General features: G+C 62.4%; 17 protein-coding genes and 1 tRNA gene. 7 read left to right on the forward strand and 11 right to left on the reverse strand.

What is annotated here, in order from left to right; all coding sequences use genetic code 11:
* Positions 1-32 precede the first annotated feature (32 nt).
* Together RM192_RS03025 and RM192_RS03030 are read left to right on the forward strand one after the other, a co-directional pair.
* Entirely contained in the window at positions 33-1,034 is a 1,002-nt protein-coding gene (locus RM192_RS03025) for an MlaD family protein (protein ID WP_311506106.1), read from the forward strand.
* On the forward strand, positions 1,031-1,675 hold the full coding sequence (locus tag RM192_RS03030) for an ABC-type transport auxiliary lipoprotein family protein (protein WP_311506107.1): 645 nt from the start codon (positions 1,031-1,033) through the stop codon (positions 1,673-1,675). The genes RM192_RS03025 and RM192_RS03030 overlap by 4 nt, the downstream gene beginning before the upstream one ends.
* Here the strand turns inward: RM192_RS03030 and RM192_RS03035 are convergent.
* From RM192_RS03035 to RM192_RS03060, 6 genes are read right to left on the reverse strand one after another with little or no spacing between them, the layout of a single operon-like run.
* Positions 1,600-2,301 (reverse strand): ATP-binding cassette domain-containing protein, encoded by a 702-nt coding sequence (locus tag RM192_RS03035; RefSeq protein ID WP_311506108.1) that lies wholly within the window; start codon positions 2,299-2,301, stop codon positions 1,600-1,602. The two genes, RM192_RS03030 and RM192_RS03035, sit on opposite strands and share 76 nt — an antisense overlap.
* Positions 2,298-3,056, reverse strand: a complete 759-nt coding sequence (locus RM192_RS03040; protein WP_311506109.1) for an ABC transporter permease — start codon at positions 3,054-3,056, stop codon at positions 2,298-2,300. Before RM192_RS03040 ends, RM192_RS03035 begins: the two co-directional genes overlap by 4 nt.
* Positions 3,044-5,056, reverse strand: coding sequence for a RyR domain-containing protein (locus tag RM192_RS03045; protein WP_311506110.1), 2,013 nt, complete (start codon positions 5,054-5,056; stop codon positions 3,044-3,046). The genes RM192_RS03040 and RM192_RS03045 overlap by 13 nt, the downstream gene beginning before the upstream one ends.
* 6 nt (positions 5,057-5,062) lie before the next feature.
* Positions 5,063-6,646, reverse strand: a complete 1,584-nt coding sequence (locus RM192_RS03050; protein WP_311506111.1) for a C1 family peptidase — start codon at positions 6,644-6,646, stop codon at positions 5,063-5,065.
* Positions 6,647-6,681: 35 nt separating this feature from the next.
* Entirely contained in the window at positions 6,682-8,244 is a 1,563-nt protein-coding gene (locus tag RM192_RS03055) for an SUMF1/EgtB/PvdO family nonheme iron enzyme (protein ID WP_311506112.1), read from the reverse strand.
* Positions 8,245-8,285: 41 nt separating this feature from the next.
* A complete protein-coding gene (locus tag RM192_RS03060) occupies positions 8,286-8,852 on the reverse strand; it encodes a hypothetical protein (RefSeq protein ID WP_311506113.1) in 567 nt (188 codons plus the stop codon).
* A 168-nt stretch (positions 8,853-9,020) separates the two neighbouring features.
* On the opposite strand from RM192_RS03060, the gene RM192_RS03065 reads away from it, so the two are divergent.
* Positions 9,021-10,694 carry a caspase family protein gene (locus tag RM192_RS03065; RefSeq protein ID WP_311506114.1) on the forward strand — a complete coding sequence of 558 codons (1,674 nt, stop codon included), beginning with the start codon at positions 9,021-9,023 and terminating at the stop codon, positions 10,692-10,694.
* Between the two features lie 4 nt (positions 10,695-10,698).
* Here the strand turns inward: RM192_RS03065 and RM192_RS03070 are convergent, their stop codons facing one another.
* On the reverse strand, positions 10,699-11,340 hold the full coding sequence (locus RM192_RS03070) for a hypothetical protein (RefSeq protein ID WP_311506115.1): 642 nt from the start codon (positions 11,338-11,340) through the stop codon (positions 10,699-10,701).
* 56 nt (positions 11,341-11,396) lie between these two features.
* Between RM192_RS03070 and RM192_RS03075 the strand changes: the two genes are divergently transcribed.
* Positions 11,397-12,248: a TIR domain-containing protein gene (locus tag RM192_RS03075; RefSeq protein WP_311506116.1), complete on the forward strand. Its 852-nt coding sequence runs from the start codon at positions 11,397-11,399 to the stop codon at positions 12,246-12,248.
* A 226-nt stretch (positions 12,249-12,474) separates the two neighbouring features.
* Complete coding sequence (locus RM192_RS03080; protein WP_311506117.1) at positions 12,475-13,872, forward strand: hypothetical protein; 1,398 nt, start codon at positions 12,475-12,477, stop codon at positions 13,870-13,872.
* Positions 13,873-14,304: 432 nt separating this feature from the next.
* Here RM192_RS03080 and RM192_RS03085 read toward each other — a convergent pair.
* Positions 14,305-14,378: transfer RNA gene (locus tag RM192_RS03085), tRNA-Gly, on the reverse strand.
* A 143-nt stretch (positions 14,379-14,521) separates the two neighbouring features.
* Between RM192_RS03085 and RM192_RS03090 the strand changes: the two genes are divergently transcribed.
* Both RM192_RS03090 and RM192_RS03095 read left to right on the forward strand, forming a co-directional pair.
* A complete protein-coding gene (locus tag RM192_RS03090; RefSeq protein WP_311506118.1) occupies positions 14,522-14,809 on the forward strand; it encodes a DUF2218 domain-containing protein in 288 nt (95 codons plus the stop codon).
* A gap of 73 nt (positions 14,810-14,882) precedes the next feature.
* Positions 14,883-17,003 carry an acetate--CoA ligase family protein gene (locus RM192_RS03095; protein ID WP_311506119.1) on the forward strand — a complete coding sequence of 707 codons (2,121 nt, stop codon included), beginning with the start codon at positions 14,883-14,885 and terminating at the stop codon, positions 17,001-17,003.
* Between the two features lie 53 nt (positions 17,004-17,056).
* Here the strand turns inward: RM192_RS03095 and RM192_RS03100 are convergent, their stop codons facing one another.
* The 3 genes from RM192_RS03100 to RM192_RS03110 form a co-directional block, all read right to left on the reverse strand.
* The gene (locus RM192_RS03100) at positions 17,057-17,593 is read right to left on the reverse strand and encodes an adenine phosphoribosyltransferase (protein ID WP_311508555.1); all 537 of its coding nucleotides are present in this window, start codon (positions 17,591-17,593) and stop codon (positions 17,057-17,059) included.
* 78 nt (positions 17,594-17,671) lie between these two features.
* Positions 17,672-18,487, reverse strand: coding sequence for a cytochrome c1 (locus RM192_RS03105; RefSeq protein WP_311506120.1), 816 nt, complete (start codon positions 18,485-18,487; stop codon positions 17,672-17,674).
* Positions 18,488-18,518: 31 nt separating this feature from the next.
* The gene (locus RM192_RS03110) at positions 18,519-19,808 is read right to left on the reverse strand and encodes a cytochrome b N-terminal domain-containing protein (protein WP_311506121.1); all 1,290 of its coding nucleotides are present in this window, start codon (positions 19,806-19,808) and stop codon (positions 18,519-18,521) included.
* Between the last annotated feature and the right edge of the window lie 11 nt (positions 19,809-19,819).

The raw sequence follows: 19,819 nt of genomic DNA on the forward strand, positions 1-19,819 counted from the left end.
CTGCCTGAATGTTCAAACGGTTGGGGGAGCCAGTGGAACCAGACGCCGGCGTGCAGATCAGGGTTGGTATCATCGTGTGCCTCGTCGCACTGGGGCTGGTGCTTGCGCTTACATTTCTGCCGGACCCGTTCTTTCGCAACCGCGAGTATGTGACGTTGCTCGACGATGTTGCCGGGGTTCAGCCCGGAACTACCATAAACTTCCGTGGCGCGCGCGTCGGTGAAGTCCGCTCGGTCGAACTCGATCCTGCCACTCGCCAGTTCCTTGTCGTCCTGAGCGTCTCGAAACGTTGGCGCCCCACCGCCTGTTCACAGGTGGCCGTAAGTGCTGCCAATCCGCTTACTGCGCCGACCATGGCCGTTGAAGCGCTAGAAGGCGATGCGGTCCGCTCGGCAAAGGCGTGTCTGACCGAGCGTCTTGCGACGGGCTGCGAACCACTGGACCCGCCCGCAAGCTTCGGCAACGCCGCGCTGACCGGGTGTCGTCGCTCGCCGGATCTGGTCCAGACGGCTACGCGGGCCATCGAACAGGCATCGCTCGCCGCGCGAACGGCCAGCACGCTGGTGATGAGCCTGCAGGCCGAGGTTTCCGGCGGTGGCGGCAAGGGCAAGGTCGGCGCAATGATGGACGATGCGACGCAAACGGCGGCGGCACTCAATTCGCTCGCTACAGAGCTCGATCGCAGTTTCCGCCCCGGAAAAGGTGATGTTGCCGTCACGCTGACCAATCTCCGCCAGTTTTCGGGCCGGGCCGCAGGAATCGATATCAACGGCGTGAACGCGACTGTTTCCGAGGCACGCAAGCTGGTGGCAGAAAATCAGGCGAGCGTGGCGGCGCTGCTGCGGGAAAGCGCAAGCACGGCAGGGCAGGCCCGCGCGACGCTGGAGGCGGCATCGGCCTCGCTCGTTGCCGCCAGTGTCAATCTTGAGCGTGCGTCTGCCAATATTGACCGGGTATCGGAACAGGTCGCAACCGATCCCAGCTCTATTCTGCGCGGCCGTGACTTGCGCGATCCACCGGAGCCGCAGCCATGACCTATGACGGTTCCCGCTTTGCCGCAGCAGGATTGCCAGCGCTGGCGCTGCTGCTTTCGTCCTGCGCTTTGACAAAGGGGCCGGACGAACAGGTGGTGCTTCGCCTGATTCCCCCGCGCGTCGACTTGGCTCCCACTGCGGCCCAAGGCGAGGTAAAACTTGTCCCGCCGCGCGCGCAGGGCGTGATTTCACAGCTGCGATACGTGTATGCCCTCGGTGATGGCGGCGCTATGCAACAGGCGCGGACGCTCGTCTGGGACCGACCTCCTCCAGAGTATCTCGAACGGGCAATGGCTGCCGCGCTGCAGGCGGCAGGGCTGCACGTGGCGGGATCGTCCGCACCGGCCAAGCCAGGTTTGCGTCTCTCGCCAACGCTGTTGCAGTTCGAGGAACGGAGTGGTCCAGCCACGCATGCGGCAGTGGCATTCGACGTCGAGGTCGCGCGTGAGGGCAAGCCCGTCATTGTGAGGCGCTACTGCGGGCGCGCGCCGATCCGCTCGGCAAAACCTGACGTGCGCGCGGCCGCCTTTGGCGAGGCTCTGGATGTCGCGGTGAAGGCGTTTATTCAGGATGTGCCGGGCACGGCAATGGCTGACCGCACGGTAGACTGTGCGAGCAGCCTGCCTTCTTCAAGCCGATAGACGCGCTCGCAGACGCGAAAAGCGACGTCTTCGTTTTGCGTGATCAACAGCATCGCCCGTGGCCGGATGACAGTGTGCCGTTGCAATTGCTTCTCCAGAAATTCGGACCGTGATGGCATCTCCTCCAGCGGACCATCCAGCATGACGAATTCGGGATCGTGAACGAAGGCGCGCGCCAGTTCGACCATCCGCGCCTGTCCTTGCGAGAGCGTATCGACAGGGGTGGCGAAGAGGTGATCGATACCGAATTCGAAGCCGATGCGGTCAAGCTTGCGCCGCAGCCTGGGCCTGGCCGCAGCAGGTGAAGTCAGGGCCAACCAGAGATTTTCGTCGACCGTCAGCCCTCGGATAAGCGAGCCCCCCTGAAAGCTGACCCCGCATTGGCGGCGCAGGCGGCGGCGCGCTTCAAGATCACAATCGGCGAGATCTTCACCGAACAACTCGGTACGCCCGCTCAAGGGCTCGCACAGCCCGAGCGCAACACGCATGAGCATGGACTTGCCCACACCGCTCGCGCCCACGACCGCCACGCGTTCGGCCCTCCCGATCCGCAGGTTCACATTGTCGAGCAGGCGCTGTCCCGATGTGATCAGGCTGACCGCGTTCAGATCGAGCACCGGGGTCACGCAAAAGCCTCCCACAGAGTTGCGGCGGCCAGGATTGCGAGCAGCCCTGTCCGGAATGCCTCACCAGACCTTGCGCCGATGTCAGCGGGCACGCGGACAGGTCGCGACCCGATGGCCGCCCCCACGGCAAGTGCGATCAGGGAATAGACCATCACCTTGCCAAGGCCTGCAAGGAGCGCGAGTCCGCTGCGGTCCGTGAGCGTCAGGGTGTAGAGATCGTGCCAGCCGATGTTTGCCGTCGCAACGACGGTCATGCCGGCAGTAAAGAGCGACACAACCGCGCCGATAACGAGGTGCGGTGGGCCGGCGAGGATGACCCCGGCCAGCGCTGGCCCAAGCACGAAAGCGGCGGAATCATTGCCCATGCTTTCCAGCGCCTCAATCTCATTGGCAAGGCGCATTGCGCTTATCCGCGAGGCAAGATCGACCGCGGTGCTGCCAGAGGCAAAGATCCCGATGACAAGTGGCACGATTTGGCGAAAAAGTGCTTCGGTCATCGTTGCAAGGACCAGAATCTCGGCGCGGTAGACGTTGAGAACCTGCCCGGCGAGGATTCCCGTTAACGCTCCGATCAGTGCAGAGATGGCCGCAATCATCGGCAATTGCTGCCACACGGATCGCGCAATGGCCGCGGCGGTTGCGCGATAGACGAGCGGATCGCCCTGCCAGAAGCGGACCGTGATGCCGCGCGCCGCGCGCCAGACAAGCCAGCAGGCCGAGCCGACAAATCGCACCGGTTGGATCACTGTAGCCATGGCGCTTGCACAATGGCTCCTTCATGGTTGAGGCGGATGACAGGTGTGCCGACCGGCGCGGCGGCATTACCGCACAGAACGCACAGGCTGGCGTTGTCGGTCAATGCCGGCAGTTCTCCTCCCGCAGGCACGGCGGTAACCGCATCATATGCAAAATGCGGGATGGCAAAGCTGCTGGCAATCACGTGCACCAACGCGCCCTCGCTCGTCAGCGCAGCGATTGCCTCGTCTGACTTCGCTTCGACCGTAAAGCGCGGCAAACGGTCGGGATAGTGTTCTGCCAGCGCTGCAATCAAGGGCGCAAGGGGAGGGCAAGGTGCATCATCAGGGACCAGGCCCAGGTCCAACAACCGAACCACGGTGCCACCCTGGCGTGCCACGATCCGCGTGATGACTCTTACCTGCTCCCGGTCGAGGTCCTTGATCGCCTCGCTCAGGTCATCGAACGGTACGATGTCGGGGTGCAGCCGTGCCGCGTCGTCGCGCACCGGTCCGAAGCGCCATCCATCTGCCAGCTTGGCAACCATCCACCGGTCGTGCTCCGCCCTTGCCAGATCCTCTTCCTCGTCCTGCCGCAGGCGGAATGAAGGAAACCTGCGATCATTTCCGGCGATCACGCGGCAGCCTATATCCCGTAACTTCAGCTGATAGCAGTCAGCCACCATGCGGTTGTCGGCGCGGTATCGTTCGGACAGGTCTTCCCACTCATACAGCGCCGCTCGCGCACCGATCTTCTCACCATCGCCCAGTCGTCCTTCGAGATAGAACTCGTGAATGGCCCGGGCGATCAGGTCATGCTGTTCCTGCATCAGGGCATCTGGGTCGGCCAATACCGCTTCAAATCCGAACGCGTGAACCTTGTCCGGCAGCGCGCCAGACGATTCTGCAGTGGTGCGTGCGTGAATCGGCGGCAGAGGTATGTCTGCCGCGGCATGCAAGCCGATAATCTGCTCCGCCAATTTCTGCTGCTCGGCGTCCGGCCCTGCGTCGATGACATAGGCCACAGGCTGGCCATGCTCGATTTGCAATTCAGAAACGAGCGCCGCGATCTGTGCTTCCGTCCCATCCCAGCGCGCGAATGTTATCGGAGACAGTGCATCGACCGTCCCGTGGCGCTTGGCGATGACCGCCTGTGCAGCAAGCGGGTCTGTATCGATGACGACCAGTCTGGCCTTCCTGCCGTCTCGCCAGTGCCCGCCCGTCAGCAGCCGCGCGATGTAGAGGCGCGTGACGTCCGTCAACCCGATGATGAAGACGGTGACGGCATGCGCGCCCCTCCAGCGAAAGGCATCCAGGCTGTGGTCGATGAACAGGCGCCGTGCCACCATGTCGGGCAAATAGGCAGGCCGAACGCGGCCTTGAGCACTTATCAGACTGTCCCCGGCCTCTGGAGGCAGGCCGTCGTCATCTGAGATGCTGACGATGATCTCCAGCGGATTTCCGGCAGGTCGCACACGATGCAGTCCCGCAACGATCTGGCGGGCGTGGTCAAGGTTTGCTTCCCCTTCAGGCCCGGTGATGGCCATCGCGCGGGCCGATTCCAGTCCGCACTTGGCAAGGTCCTGACAAATAGCCGCACCGCTGCGCAATGCCGGGCCGATCCACGGTGCATCCGAACGATTGCCGAGGATCACCACAGGCTTGCGCTGCGCCAGTTCGCCCATGACGATCGTTTGCGCCAGCGCACCGTCTCCGGCCACAATCAGATGTTCCCCCCGCGCCCTCATCCGGGCAAGCGTAAACGGGTTTCCAAACGTATGACGCACCAATCCGGCAACGAGCCAGATGAGCGCCAGCGGCGCGGCTAGCCGCGCGATATCAAGCGCCAATGGCAGTTCCCGCCACGCCAGATCATCCCGAAGCATTCCAATGGATAGCCCGAGGCTCTGTGTCGTCAGGCTAGCCGTCGTCATCCCCGGTTGCGCAGTGCCAAGGCCGGCAGCGCCAAGGACGACCGCCCCTGCGAGTGCCGCAATTCGCCAAGGCAGGCTTGCGCGCATCGACCCTTATCGGGTCGTGCGAAGTCGCAGCACTGCTGCTGATACGCTTTCCGTTTTACCTTGGGCCAGCACGCTGCGGAGCGCCGTAAGGAATTGCCGCTCGGTTGCGTAGTCTGCAGTGGAAGGGCCGAACAGCGGCGCGGTAGACGACAGTGCGATGATCATTTCGTCGCCAAAAGGAGCGCCGACCTGAAACCTTGTCTCCTGTTTCCCGCCAAGGCCGATCGTCACCGGCCGGTCTCCGGCATTGCCGCGATAAAGTTCTACCGCGCTGCCATCGGCTTGAAGATAGACGATGCTCAGCCATGGACGGCTGGCCGTCCCATTCGCGGTGATCCCAAAGATGTCGCCTGCCTTCATCATTACCGGGTTGCCGCCGCGGCGCTTGCCTCCTTCGGTAAGCGCCGCGATCTTGACGTCACCGGGCACAAGAGCGTCGGACAGGGTCAGTTCCGCCTCGCATTGGGGCCAACGATGGGTGCCCACTTTCCACTCGACGCGGCCGTCAACAGCCGTCGCGGCCACACGGAGGGCGGCAATTTCTGCTTCATCACCGCCGAAACCGCTGACCGTAAGGCGGCCGTTTGTCCTCGACGATGAAATCTTCCCGCAACTGACAGCCGCTGCCTGCTTGGTGAAGGCGAGATAGGGATCGACAGGCACAGGCACAGGCATAGGCACCGGAACCGGGGAGGGTGACGGCACGGGCTTGGCCTGCGCCGGCTGCATTTTCATGGCATAGGCTTCACCGACGAGCAGCCCGAACGTCGCATAATCGATCCAGACATAGCCTGCATCGCCCCAGAACGTGCCCCAGGAATTGACGACGCGGAACGCCTGCCGCCCTTCGTCGTATCCGATCACTGCCATGGCATGCCAGTTCGTGTTTTCCGGCATGGTATGGCGGTAGACGACATCACCGCGCAGTGCCTTGAATTCGGGCGTTACCGGCATGGCGAAGACGACCGGTTCGCCGCGCGAAAGCGCGCCCTTGATATCGTCCAGCACGACCTTCGATCCATCGGCCCGCTTCGACCGGCTGATGGCCCGCCAATCAGACAGCCGGTTGACTTTCGCCTTGCCGATCAGGGCTTCCGGCGCAGGAATGGCGCAGCGGGAAATCTCGTCGGGAAATTCCGACAGCGTGACCGTGCCTTCGGTTTGCAGCAGCTTGAGAGCATCGACGATGCGGATTGCGCGATCGCAAGCCGAACCGGGCTTGCGCAGGCGATTGTAGACGTAGGCCGGACTCATCGGGTCGGGGGTGGGCACCGCTCCGGACGCTGCCTCGGCGACAAGAAACGAGTGCGCGGCATATGTGGTGGCCCACGCAACGCAGTTTGGCTGAGCCCCCTGATATCCCGGCTTGGGAAACAGCGGGGTCAGGTCGACCTGCTTGGGCAGGAAGGCCCGGAACTGCCCGACTTTCGGCAGTGTATCATATTCGGCCGCGTCTATCGGCTCTGCGCCAGTCATGAACACGGGCGCGGCATCGCTCGGCTGTGCCCATGCACCCGCTGGTGCCAATGCAGCGATCACCAGTCCGATCACCCCGGCACCGCGGGCCAATCGGCCTTGTATCAACGACATTTTCCCCACAACTGCCCCCATTCAATCCGCGCCGGTCAGTGGATCACCTCGTCGGCGTTGAGATCGCGCACGATGCGCAAACCTGAATCATCGCGCTTGCGCCCACCGCCCACCGCCAGCCGGTTGGCAACGCGGAGTTCGCCGGGCGTGCTTTCGAACGATCCGCCCCGCAGGATGCGCGCCTTGCACTGCCCATCGCCGCAACCGTCTGTCCATTCCCATGCATTGCCCGCCATCTGGTAAAGTCCGAAGGCGTTGGGAGGGTAGGCCGCAACAGCTTCGGGATAGCCGCGATAGGGCGATGTGGGCGACCCGCGATAACTAGCCGTCTGATCGTAATTGGCGTCGCTTGGCGAAATCTCGTCACCCCAAGGAAATACCGAGCTCGAATTTGCGCGCGCCGCGTACTCCCATTCGACTTCGGTAGGCAGGCGATAGGGCAGGCCTGACTGGACGGAAAGCCACGCTACATAGGCCTGCGCATCTTCAAAGCTGATGCCCGTGGCGGGCAGGAGCGGATTGGGGTTTTCCTTGGACCAGTCCGCCACCGGCCGACAGGCGCGATCACGCACGCAAGCTGCCCACTCGCTGATGGTGACTTCAAAGACGCTCATCGCGAATGGTCGCTCGATCGTCACTTGCCGCTGGATCGGCTCATCCGATCCTCTGCCCGCCTCGCTCGCGGTGGAACCCACAACGGCGGTGCCTGAAGGAATGGCCCTGAGATAAGGGCAATTCGCACAATCGTAGAACCGGTCTTGCGCGTTGGCATCGCAGGAAACGAAGCAGGGCGGACTGCCTTGCAGGCCATAATCGAACGTGGGCTTCTGCAGCGTCTTCCCGCCTTTCAGACCTGCCACGGCGACGCGATCCGAGGTGCGCTTCAGCGCGTCGGCGATGTTCTGCAAGGGCCGCCGTACTTCCTCGGCAAGGATGCGCGAGAAGGCGCCGTTGTCGAACGCGACCTGATCAGCGCTGGTCGAGAAAGCGACAAGATAGCCTTGATCGGGGCGCAGCGCGGTGTCCGTGTCACGAACGATGCGGCGCAAGCCCTTGCTGCCGACAACACCGCTTGTCGAACGCGCTGCATCGGCGACCATGCCCGGATCGCGCGCCACTTCAGGCGGCACATCAAGGACGTTTCGGCACATATCCAGCACGATCAGGACATTTTTCGCGCCAGACCCGAGCAGTTCGCGCGTCAGGCGAGCGCGGGTAAGCGATACGTGATCGCTGCCCAATTGCGGCGGAGCGTCAACCGGCAGCAGGACAAGATCGCCATAACTGGAAAGCGCGGCGCCATGTCCCGAAAAATAAAGGACGCCGAAAGCTTCAGGCCCTGCCGCTTTCAGCGCCTCACGAAACTCCGCGATTTTCTGGCGCATCTGGACAAGATCGAGATCGCGGTACGCCTCCACCGCGCCGCTGCCAGTAGCGTTGACGAAACCCGTTGCGGTCAGTGCGCTGGCCATCCTGTCACCGTCATTCGCGGTAACGACCAGCTTGTCGAAATTGCGGTATTGCCCATTGGCGATGACGAGCGCGAGACGGGGGCCTCCGCTGGCCGCCTGCGCGACGGTACCTGGCGCGAACGCCATGATCGCAGACAGCAAAACCAGGAGGATCCGGCGCAGCATGGTCAAGGTGCGGGGCGGCGGCGGAACAGGACTTGCGTCACGGCCTGATCGGCCCCGTTGATCTGCAGGACGGCGTCATAGGTCCTGACCGCTTCGAGCCGGTCGACCGGCTTGCGTTGAAACAGTTTGTTGAAGAACGAAAAGAATCCGCGGCTTTTCCGGCAATATTCGTTGACCGTGATCTTGCCGCCCGAAGCCTTGACCTCTTCAAGCCAGCGCCCAACCATTGCTGGAGGATCCCCCTCGGCAGGCCAGGGTGCCGCGATATCAACTGATACCTCCTGCTTGGCGCCATTCAGCTTGCGCGCCAGATCCCGGTCAAATTTGGCCGCGTCTTCGCCGTACCGACTGGTGCGGATGTCAGCCTTGGCGAAAGGTCTTTCGCACTTGGGTGGCATGACTGGTGGCGGTGGTGCGGGCCGTGGAGCATCGGGTGCAGGCGCGGGCGCCGGTGCTGGTTCGGGTTTCGGCTCGGCCTTCAGGATGATCACGCCGCGCGTTGTGCGGGCGGAGTCTTCCGGACCGGCTTGCTGGGCGCTTGTCGGCACAGAAGAGATGGCAACAGCCATCGCGGCGCCAACCAATAGTTTACCGCGAGCAGACCTGCCGGTGAGATGACGTGGCAACTCTTCCTCCCGCATGGTCAACGTGACGACTGCAAATGAATTTGCTTCGTACTTGGCAGTGGGCTTATGGCGTTGAGAAAGTCGATGCAATCAAAAACTAAGGATGTCTACGTGGTCAGCAGCAGGCAAGTCACGGCAGGTGTTCTTCTTGGCCTGTCCGCCATGATGCCGACGAGCGCCCATGCTGAGGTGCGCGCACTTCTTGTGGGCGTTTCGCGCTTCAGCTCGCCAGTCATCCCCGACCTTGAAGGCCCGGCTAACGATCTTTCTGCAATGGAGACTTTGGCCCGCAAGGAAGGCGCAACCGACGTCACTGTCCTGCGTGACGACAGCGTCACCCGGACGACCGTGGAAACTGCTCTGCATGCGCTGGGATTGCGGTCGCGCCCAGGGGATTGGATCTTGCTGTATTACTCGGGCCACGGGGCGCAGGCCGAAGCGAAAGTAAAGGGCACGCGCGACGGGGATCAGGACCAGTTTCTGCCGTTGGCGGGCTTCGATCCTGATAATCAGGATCCCGACCGTTTTATCGTCGACAAGGATTTCTATGACTGGCTGGCACGTTACGTCGCGCCGGAAGTACAGATTCTCATGGTGGCCGATACCTGTCATTCGGGCACGCTGCATCGCTCAATCGATCCCCGCTCGTACCGGTTCACGCCCCGCCTTGCCCTGCGAGCGGCCTCGGCCAGTCTGCAGCTCGTTCCGCGTCCGGGGCCGAAATTCCCTGCCGTGCTGGATTACCAGACCGGCGACAGCACCCACCCCGCCGGCTCGCTGGAGCGCGAGGATCTGCCCAACCTGATCTATATCGCGGCGGCGCAGGATGAGGAACTCGCGCAGGAAACGCCGATGCCAACCGAAGAAGGTCCGTCGCGCGGATTGCTGACTTATGCGTTCGAGGAAGGCCTTTCAAACCATGGGCCCGACGGAAAGACGCTGCTGGCGGACCTCGATGCCGATGGGGCCGTCACTGCGGCGGAGATTGCCGTCTATGTCGATAGCCAGGTTCGCACACTGACCGGGCAGCGCCAGACGCCGAAGACCTCCTATATAACAGGCAAGGAAGCGACTCGCCTCTTCGCCACGCCATTGGTGCCGAAAGCGTCCCCGGCTCCTGCAGCGCTTCCCGCGATTTTCGCGCAGGACAAGCGCGCCAAGACGATGCTGTCATCGCCTGCCGCCAACTGGAAGATTGCCGCAGCGGCGAACGACGCAGATTTTGTCTGGGACTACATAACCGGGGCGCTGGTACGGCGGTCAGGAGACGTGGTCGCGTCTCAGGTGACGTCCGCGGCCCAGTTGGTCGGCGTACTTGACAAGTGGAACGCCGTCGAAGCGTTGCGGCCGATGATCAACGAGTCGCGCGCGCAGATTTCCGTTTCGCCACAACGCGAAGGCGCACGGTACGCTGCCGGTGCGACGGTCAAGGTTGCACTTCGCTCAGGCACCGGATTGCAACCGGGAGCCTATGCCACGGTCTTCAACGTTGCGTCAGACGGAACCATCCAGCGGCTGTTCCCTGTCGATCCTTCTGATGGAACCGGGCAATTGCAGCCCGATGGCGTGCTGCAATTGATCGAAGCGCAGGTCGTTGCGCCATTCGGCGTGGATCACGTCGTCGCAGTGGTATCACAGGCGGATCAGGCCGAGTTCCGGGCATTCCTCCAGACTGTCGACGGCCAGCGCGGGATGGGCAAGCTGGTGGAACCGATCAAGCGCATCCTTGCTGCTGCACCGGGGCGCAGCAGCGTTTCCATCGCGGAAATCTATACCGGTAACTGAGCGCTCAATTGCTGAGAATGACCGTGCGGCTCTTGGCAGACGACTTGTTGATCACATCCACCCGGTACTCGCCATTGCTTGAAGGGCGCGTTTGGCAGACAGGCGCATAATCGCCCTGATCGTCAAGGCAGGTGACCTTTCCGCGATTGTCCGTGACCCGCAGAACGAGATTGGTGCCAAGATCGCCGATCGCGCCGATACGCAGAAGGTCCCCGCCTTTGGCCGTCACCCGAAACTGATAGGTGGTCAAAGGATTCACGAGTTGGACGCTGCGTACCAGTCCGTTGCCGAGATTGGATGACAGAACGCCGCGATGACCGCTCGTTTCCGCAATCCTGATCTGTTGCAGCAGCAAGGCATCGCCCGATGCGAAAGTCCGCGCTTCAGCGAACAGGGCGGCAGGGGTGAAGGTGGCATCGGCATCGGCATCCGCTGCGCCGGTGACGGGCACTTCGGCAAGCATTCGGGCCGCCGTGAGCATCGCCGCCGGATCCTTTGTGCGGCGCGCGTAGTCAGCGACAGTGCGGGCTGCCATGGCTTGCGCAAACGGATCGAACTGCGCTGCAGCGCTTCCCCCGGCCTCTCCAGCAATGGCGTGGCTTGATGCCGATAGCAGGAGCGCTCCTGCCAGACTTGCCTTGAGCATAGCCGATCCTCCCGAACAATGGTCTGCCGCGTCAATGATGCACGACAACTGCGTGCATGGTATTGCAGAACTTCGCGCATGGCTTCAACACGTATGCACTATTTCGGGATCAACCGATGCGATATGCAGCATTCATCAGTTACAGCCACCAGGACCGGAAGGTCGCCAAGTGGCTGCACCGGGCGATCGAAACGTACCGCATCCCCCGCGACCTGACGCGCGACGGGGCAGATGCTGGCGACGAGGGTGTGGAAGCGGAGCGTATTTCTCCCACAGTCTTGCGCCCCGTCTTCCGCGATGACGAAGAGCTGGGCGGCGCCGCCGAACTCGGGCCCAAGCTCGAAGCGGCATTGGCGGCTGCCGAAGCGCTCATCGTGGTCTGCTCACCTGCCGCCGCCGCGTCGCAATGGGTCGACAAGGAAATCCGCACCTTCCGTTTGAAACACCCGGAAGCGCCGGTGCTGGCTGTCATCGCGCACGGCCGGCGCGGAGATCCGTATGCCGAGTGCTTTCCCGAGGCCTTGTGCTGGGGCATCAAGCAGGATGGATCGCTCGACCGGGACAGCCCGGTTGAGCCTTTGGCGCCCGATCTCCAGAAAGCGGCGAAAGCCACGGTCAAGCTCAAGCTGATCGCCGGTCTGCTTGGGGTGGGCTACAGCAGACTTACGAGGCGCGAAGCGCGCAGGCGTCAGCGCTTTCTGATTTTTGCATGTAGCGCTGCGGCGGTGTTGCTGGTGATTCTGTCGGGACTGACAATTACCGCCGTCACCTCTGCCCGAGAAGCCATCCGGGAACGTAACGCAGCAATCGCGGCCCGTGATCTTGCTGAACGGCGCGCATGGCTGGCGCAACAGGCGGCAAGTCAGATCCGCAGTTTCGCTACTGATGCTGATTGCACCGTTCGTTAACAGGCGGGTTAAGGCGAATTCGGGCCACGATATTTGTTTTTGTTGAGAGATTTTTACCCTTGCCCTCAAGAACAGTGGAAGTCCGGTCGCTATTGGGTTAACGCGACATTAGGGGTCGTCGCAAAAAATATCGCTGAATGTGTGCTGCTGCAGCTTGTGGCGGACGATTGTTGTGCAGGGAATGGGAGCGACACCCAGATGATCGCTCCGGAAAAACGGGGGAAAAATGAAGAAGATCTTTGGTGGGGTTCTGTTTGGAGCCGCGTCGACGCTTGGTCTTGCCGAACAGGCAAGCGCGCAAGCTGTAGCCAACTATGGCAACTATGAGGCGCTGAAGGACAACTTCCGCATTGGCATCCGCATTTCTGCCCCGCTTTTTGGACTTCCGCCGGTCGAGCGTTCGTTTGAGCAGGGCACAATCGAAGATATCGAAACCTATCTCGATCCCCGGGAAATTGCGGCCTATCTCAACACTCCCGCCCAGCCGACTCTCGGGACGTTCTATGCCCAGTTCGGGCAGATCGACGGCGTTTTCGATATTCAAGGAGCCCCGGTGATCGCTCGCTATGGTGCGAACGGCCGGACGCTGACTCTGAACTTCGTAAGCCCTCATAATACCATTTCACCAGCCGGGGTGCCGGTCGCCGCGCCGGTAACGGACGCTTCGGGCAATCCTTGCACATTCTCGTTCACCGGAAATACGCGCCAGGCCTCCTACGATCTGTTTGCTGCTGCCGTTGACGATGACTCGTCGCCAACGTCGCAGCGCATGTTCCAGTGCCTCAGCCGTGCCCGCGCCCAGTTTTCGCCTGTCGATCCGCTCGTCGGCAATCCGTTCTCGCTGCAAGGCTCGATGGTGCGCAGCGCGCTTGACCTGACCGAAGGTGATTCGCTGGTCGAGGCAGACCCAGCCGCCGGTGCCAATTCCTCGGGTGACCCCTGGATCATCGGTGCAACATTTGCTGGCGGTTCCGCAGGCCGGTTCGACATTACCCGGATCGACGGTCGCGTCGCCAAGGGTTGGCGAGTATTCGAAGGCAACCGTGCGCGTCTCAAGCTGGACCTTCCCTTCAGCTTTACGCGCATCAAGGGCGCAACCGCCTACAATGGCCAGATCGGTCTCGCTCTGGAAGTTCCGATCAAGTCCAACTGGTCACTGGAACCGCGCGTGTCCTATGGCCTGGTCTATTCGGGCGATCAGGGCTCGGTAGGTCACATCGTCCAGGGCTCGGTTGCCAGCCGTTACGTCATTCGCGGCCTCGGGCGCGGCCAACTGGTCATCGGCAACATGGTCGGCTACTCCTCGACGCTCAAGACGCCCGGTGACATCAACCTCAACCCCGACATCAAGAACTGGGTGTTCCGCAACGGCGCGGCCTATGAACTGCCGCTCAAGATGCGGGTGATGAACCGCGCAACTTCGGTCCGTGCCAGCTATACTTTCACCAAGTTTGCGGGCGATGACCTGTACAACAACAATTTCCATGAGGGCACGATCTCGTTCGGCCTGCGCGGTCGTGAAGATACGCCCAAGCAGTTCCGCGACGTGATGCGGCTGATCTTCAGCACGGTTCAAGCCAAAGGCTTTGCAACCTACACTGCCGGCCTGGGATTCCGTTTCTGACCTGCACGGCATGAAATGTGAGGCCGTCGGTGATCCGACGAGCCTCGCATTTTGTGGGCCGCGGTGGCTGGCACAGGGTTTGGCCATCAGTGTCCGTTCCGGAAATTTCCGGCACCTACCTCCGTTCAGACTTCGGCAGCAATCGGCCTGCATCGTGCTCCCAAAGTCATCACGAACGTCGATCGCGCGCCGGTTCGGATGGAATGCGGTTGTTCATGCACTTTTTGCGGCAGCAGCGCGCTTTGCGCAGGCTGGTCCTCGCGCAGGGGGCGATCGCCAGCGCCGCCTTCTAGCCCGGCATGCGGAATTGACCCCGCCTTGGCGCGCCCCAAAAGGGCCCTGATCATGGCCAATTCATTGGCTCGCAGCGCTGAAAATGTCCCTGTTTACTCAGGGTCACAACGATGCGGGGGATGCCGGTGGTCGGCAAGTTGGAGCGGGTAGCGGGAATCGAACCCGCCTAGCTAGCTTGGAAGGCTAGTGCATTACCACTATGCTATACCCGCGTCTGGCCTGTGGCCTTTGTTGCGAGAGCGCGCTTGCCATGGCGGGCGGCGGTTCGTCAACCTTCGATGCGACCCGTCGGATTGACATTTACGGGTAAAGATATATCTTGGATATAGCAAAACCGATTGAAAGAGCCAATTCCATGTCTGCAAGCCGCGCCACCGTTCCTACTGCCAGCGCCAGCCGCTATCTTCAGCAACTGTGCAAGCACTGGGGCCACAAATTCGAGGTCAGCTTCGATCCCCATGCCGGGCGCGTCGCATTGCCATTCGGACCGGTTGATCTCAAGGCATCGAACGAAGCGCTTGAAGTGACTTGCACGATCGAGGGAGAGGGCGATCTGGCGCGGATGCAGCAGGTCGTGGCCGAACATATCAACCGTTTTGCCCACCGCGAGGGTGAACTGGCGTTCGACTGGCAGCCGCTGTGACACGCATGCCCTGTTAGCCTACTTGTCCTTCCTCCGATAATTGTTATAGCACATAGCGAAATCGGAGGATGCCATGGCTGTTGAAGCGAGTCTGTCTCACGCTGCGCTCGATCGTTTCCTGCGCCCGAAGTCCGTTGCCGTCGTCGGCGCGTCGGACAAGCCGGGCGCGCTGGGGGCGACGCTGCTGACCAATCTGGAGCGCAACGGCTATGCCGGTGCGATCTATCCGGTGAATCCGAAGCGCAGCGAGATCATGGGCAAGCGTTGCTACGCGTCAGTGGACGCGCTGCCCGAGGGCGTGGACGTGGCCGTGCTGGCGATCCCGCGCGCGGGCGTGCTTGATGCGGTGAAGGGCCTTGCGGCGCGCAAATGTGGCGGCGTGGTGATCTTTGCGGCTGGCTTTGCCGAAGGCGGCGAGGAAGGCCTGGCAGAGCAGCAGGAGATTGCGCGGATCGCGCATGAGGCAGGCATGGTCGTCGAAGGCCCTAACTGCCTTGGTATGGTCAACTATGTCGACCGCATTCCGCTGACGTTCGTCGAAACCAACGCGGTGCCGCCTTCGGGTGACCGGGCGATCGGAATTGTCTCGCAATCGGGTGCGATGGCGGCGGTGCTGGGGACGATGCTTCTCGCGCGCGATGCGGGGGTTTCCTACTCGGTCTCCACCGGGAACGAGGCAGCGAGCGGGGTTGAGGACTATGTCGGCTGGATGGTCGACCAGCCTGACACGCATGTGATTGCGATGATTGTCGAGCAGTTCCGCAAGCCTCAGGTGTTTCTCGCCGCAGCACGGCGGGCCAAGGCGGCGGGGAAGCCGGTGGTCCTGCTGCATCCCGGAAAATCGAGCGCGGCGCGTGAATCGGCGGCGACGCATACTGGCGCGATGGCGGGCGACTACAAACTGATGCGGGCGATGGTCGCGCGGGCGGGCGTGATCTTTGCCGAGACGCTGGAAGAACTGGGCGACATTGCCGAGATCGCGGTGCGATGTGCGGGGTTGCCTTCGGGTGCGACTGCCGTTCTCGGCGAATCGGGCGCGTTCAAGGCGTTGACTCTCGATCTGGCCGAAGAACTCGAACTGCCGCTGGCGGACCTGCACGACGAGGATTCGCCTGCGCTGCGGGCGGCGCTGCCGCCGTTCGTGCCGGTGTCAAACCCGCTCGACATTACCGCGCAGGGCCTTTCCGAGCCGGCGATTTACACGCGCTGCATCGAAGCGTTGCTGAACGACGATCGCGTTGGGTCGGTGTTGGTCGGAATCATTCAGGCCGAGGCGATCACTTGCGCGATCAAGTTCCCGGCAGTTCTGGCGGCGGTCGAGGGCAAGGCCCTGACCAAACCTGTGGTGTTTGCCGGGCTGGACGAAGGCGCGGACGTCCCGGCTGAGCGCATCGCTGCGCTGCGTGCGGCAGGCGTGCCGTGGTTCCCGACGACCGAACGCGCGCTCCGGGCGATAACGCGGCTGACCCATTGGGCGGCGCAGGATCTTTCGGTGACCGACCTTCCGGCGATGCCGCTGGAAGGGCTGGATGTGATTTCGGGTGTCATCCCGGAATACCGGTCGAAGGACTTGCTCGGGCCGATTGGCGTATCGTTCCCCAAGGGCGGATTTGCGGCGAGCGCTGACGCAGCGGTTTCAGCGGCGGATGCCGTGGGCTATCCCGTCGCCATGAAAGCGCAGGCAGCGGCACTGGGGCACAAGAGCGACGCGGGCGGGGTGATCCTGAACCTTGCCGATGGCGGTTCGGTGCGCGAGGCCTGGGACCGCATTCATGCGAATGTCGCTGCCTACTCGGCAGCGATCACGCTCGACGGCGTGCTGATCGAGGCGATGGGCAAGCGCGGGATGGAGATGATCGTCGGCGCGAAGAACGATCCCGAGTGGGGGCCGGTCGTGCTGGCGGGCTTCGGCGGGGTGACAGCGGAGATCCTGCAGGACGTGCGTCTGCTTACCGCCGATCTCACGCAAGAGGCGGTCGAGGCGGAGTTGATGAAACTCAAGAGCGCGGCGCTGCTCAGCGGCTATCGCGGATCGCCTGCGCTCGACGTTCCCGCTCTGGCGGAGCTGATCGTCAAGGTTGGCCAGGTGCTGCGCGCGGAACCATCGATCCGCGAGATCGACCTCAACCCGGTAATCCTGCACCCACTGGGGGAGGGCGTGGTGGCGCTCGATGCGCTGATGCTGGTGGATTAGACTTTGCCGTTGTGGAATTGAAAAGGGCGGCCTGGTTGGGCCGCCTTTTTTGTTCATTGGCCGGGAAAGTCCATCAAGGCTTCAACCGTCAGCCCTGCGTGGCGCAAGCGGGAAGCACCGTTCAAGTCGGGGAGGTCGATCACGAAGATCGCATTGGTGACATGCGCGCCGGCCAGCTTCAGCAGTTCTGTGGCGGCCAGCGCTGTGCCACCGGTGGCGATGAGGTCGTCCATGATGACCACACGTTGACCCTTGTGGATCACACTAGGGTCAAGTTCCAGACGGTCAGTGCCATATTCAAGCGTGTAATCGACGCTGATCGTGGGCACTGGCAACTTGCCCGGTTTGCGGATCGGCACGAAACCGAGGCCCATGCGCGCGGCGACTGCAGCCCCAAAGATGAAGCCACGTGCCTCCATCCCGGCCAGTGCTTCGGCTCCGGCACCGTGGGCCATTTCGGCAAGATGATCGATCGTTGCGGAAAGACCGGGACCGTGCGCGATCAGCGTGGTGATGTCGCGGAACAGGATGCCGGGGGCGGGGAAGTCCGGCACGGTGCGGACAAGGGCTTTGAGCTGGTCGGGTGTCATTGCCACGGGATGCTATCGCCGGAAACGAAAAAGGCCACCGTTTCCGGTGGCCTTTTGTCGTTTCGCGCTTTGAAGACCTTAGTGCTTGTCAGCCCAGACGTTCTTCTTGGCGAGGTAGGCGAGGACCGTGGCGACCAGGAGGAAGCCCAGGACAGCCCAGCCGGTCTGCTTGCGCTTGTCCAGCTTCGGTTCGGCGGTCCAGACGAGGAACGCTGAAACGTCCTGTGCCATCTGGTCGACGGTAGCCTTGGTGCCGTCCGAGTAGGTCACCTGACCATCGCTGGCGAGCGGGGCAGGCATCGCGAGGTTGAGGTTCGCGAAGTACGGATTGTAGTGCAGGCCATCCGGGGTCTTGGCGTCCGGGAACTGCTTGAGCAATTCGGCGGGCTGTTCCTCGTAGCCGGTCAGCAGCGAGTAGACGTAGGCACCGCCATCGTGACGCGCCTTGGTCATCAGCGACAGGTCTGGCGGAACGCCCTGGCCTGCGTAATAGACGGCCGGGATGCGGTCGGACGCGATATTGTCACGTTCGCCACGATCGCCGGTGACGGGGTTGAAGGTCTGTGCCTTCGTTGCCCAGCCCTTGGCGATCGCCTTCACTTCGGCTTCGGAATACCCGAGCGCCGTCAGATCGCGGAAGGCAATCTGCTTGAGCGAGTGACAGGTTGCGCAGACTTCCTGGTAAACCTTGAAGCCGCGCTGGAGCTGCTGCTTGTCGAAACGGCCGAATGCGCCGTCGCTGGCAAGTTCCAGCTCCTTGGGGTGCTTGTGGAACACGCTTTCCACGGTTGCGTGGGTCGGTTCAGTGATCGCAGTGTAGGCGCCGTTGCCGAACGACCAGAGCAGCGCGACCGCGAAGAAGAGGCCGACCAGGGGGCCAAAAAGACGGACCATAGGGTTCTCTTTCTCTAACGCTTCGGCTGGCTCAGGCAGCAGCGGGGTTGGCGTTGAGCACGGCGCTCTCATCCTTGCCCAGCACGGATTCGGTGATCGAGAACGGAAGCGGTTCCGGCTTTTCGATCGAGGAAACGAGCGGGAGAATGACGAGGAAGTGCAGGAAGTAATACATCGAGGCGATCTGCGAGATCATCACGAACGGTTCCGCTGCCGGCGCGCCGCCGCAGTAGCCGAGCACGGCCACGTCGATCAGCAGGATCCAGAAGAACTTGCGGAACAGCGGACGGTAGTGGCCCGAGCGCACCGGCGAGGTATCCAGCCAAGGCAGGAAGAACCACACCAGGATTGCCGAGAACATCGCGAGGACGCCCATCAGCTTCGCCGGGATGAAGAAGAAGTCCGAGGTGAAGGCGCGCAGGATCGCGTAGAACGGCCAGAAGTACCATTCAGGAACGATGTGTGCAGGCGTCGAGAGCGGGTTTGCCGGAATGTAGTTGTCCGGGTGGCCCAACGCGTTCGGCATGAAGAACAGGAACGCGCAGTATATCAGCAGGAACACGCCAAGTCCGAAGCCGTCCTTTGCCGTGTAGTACGGGTGGAACGGAACGGTATCGCTTTCGGTCTTCACTTCCACGCCGGTCGGGTTCGACGAGCCGGGGATGTGCAGCGCCCAGATGTGCAGGATGATGACACCGGCAATCACGAAGGGCAGCAGGAAGTGGAGTGAGAAGAAGCGGTTCAGCGCGGCATTGTCGGGAGCGAAGCCGCCGAGCAGCCATTCCTGAAGCGGAACGCCGACGATCGGGATCGCGCCGAACAGGCCGGTGATGACCTTGGCGCCCCAGAACGACATCTGGCCCCAAGGCAGCACGTAGCCCATGAAGGCGGTGGCCATCATCAGCAGGAAGATCACGACGCCGAGCAGCCAGATCATCTCGCGCGGGGCTTTGTACGATGAGTAGAAGAAGCCGCGGAAGATGTGCAGGTAGACGACGACGAAGAACGCCGAGGCGCCGTTGGCGTGCGCATAGCGCATCATCCAGCCCCAATTCACATCGCGCATGATGTGTTCGACGGAGTCGAACGCAACGCCCGCGTTGGCGGCGTAGTGCATCGCAAGGATGACGCCGGTAACGATCTGAAGCATCAGGCAGAAGCCGGCGAGAACGCCGAAGTTCCACATGTAGTTCAGGTTGCGGGGGACCGGGTATCCGGCGCCGACCGCATTATAAACGAAGCGCGGCAGAGGCAGCTTTTCGTCCAGCCACTGCGTCAGGCCATTGCCCGGCTTGTATTCGTTCGCCCAGGGAAAGCTCATGAGTCCTGTCC

This window comes from Novosphingobium sp. MMS21-SN21R (genome assembly GCF_031846015.1).
Taxonomy (GTDB): Bacteria; Pseudomonadota; Alphaproteobacteria; order Sphingomonadales; family Sphingomonadaceae; genus Novosphingobium.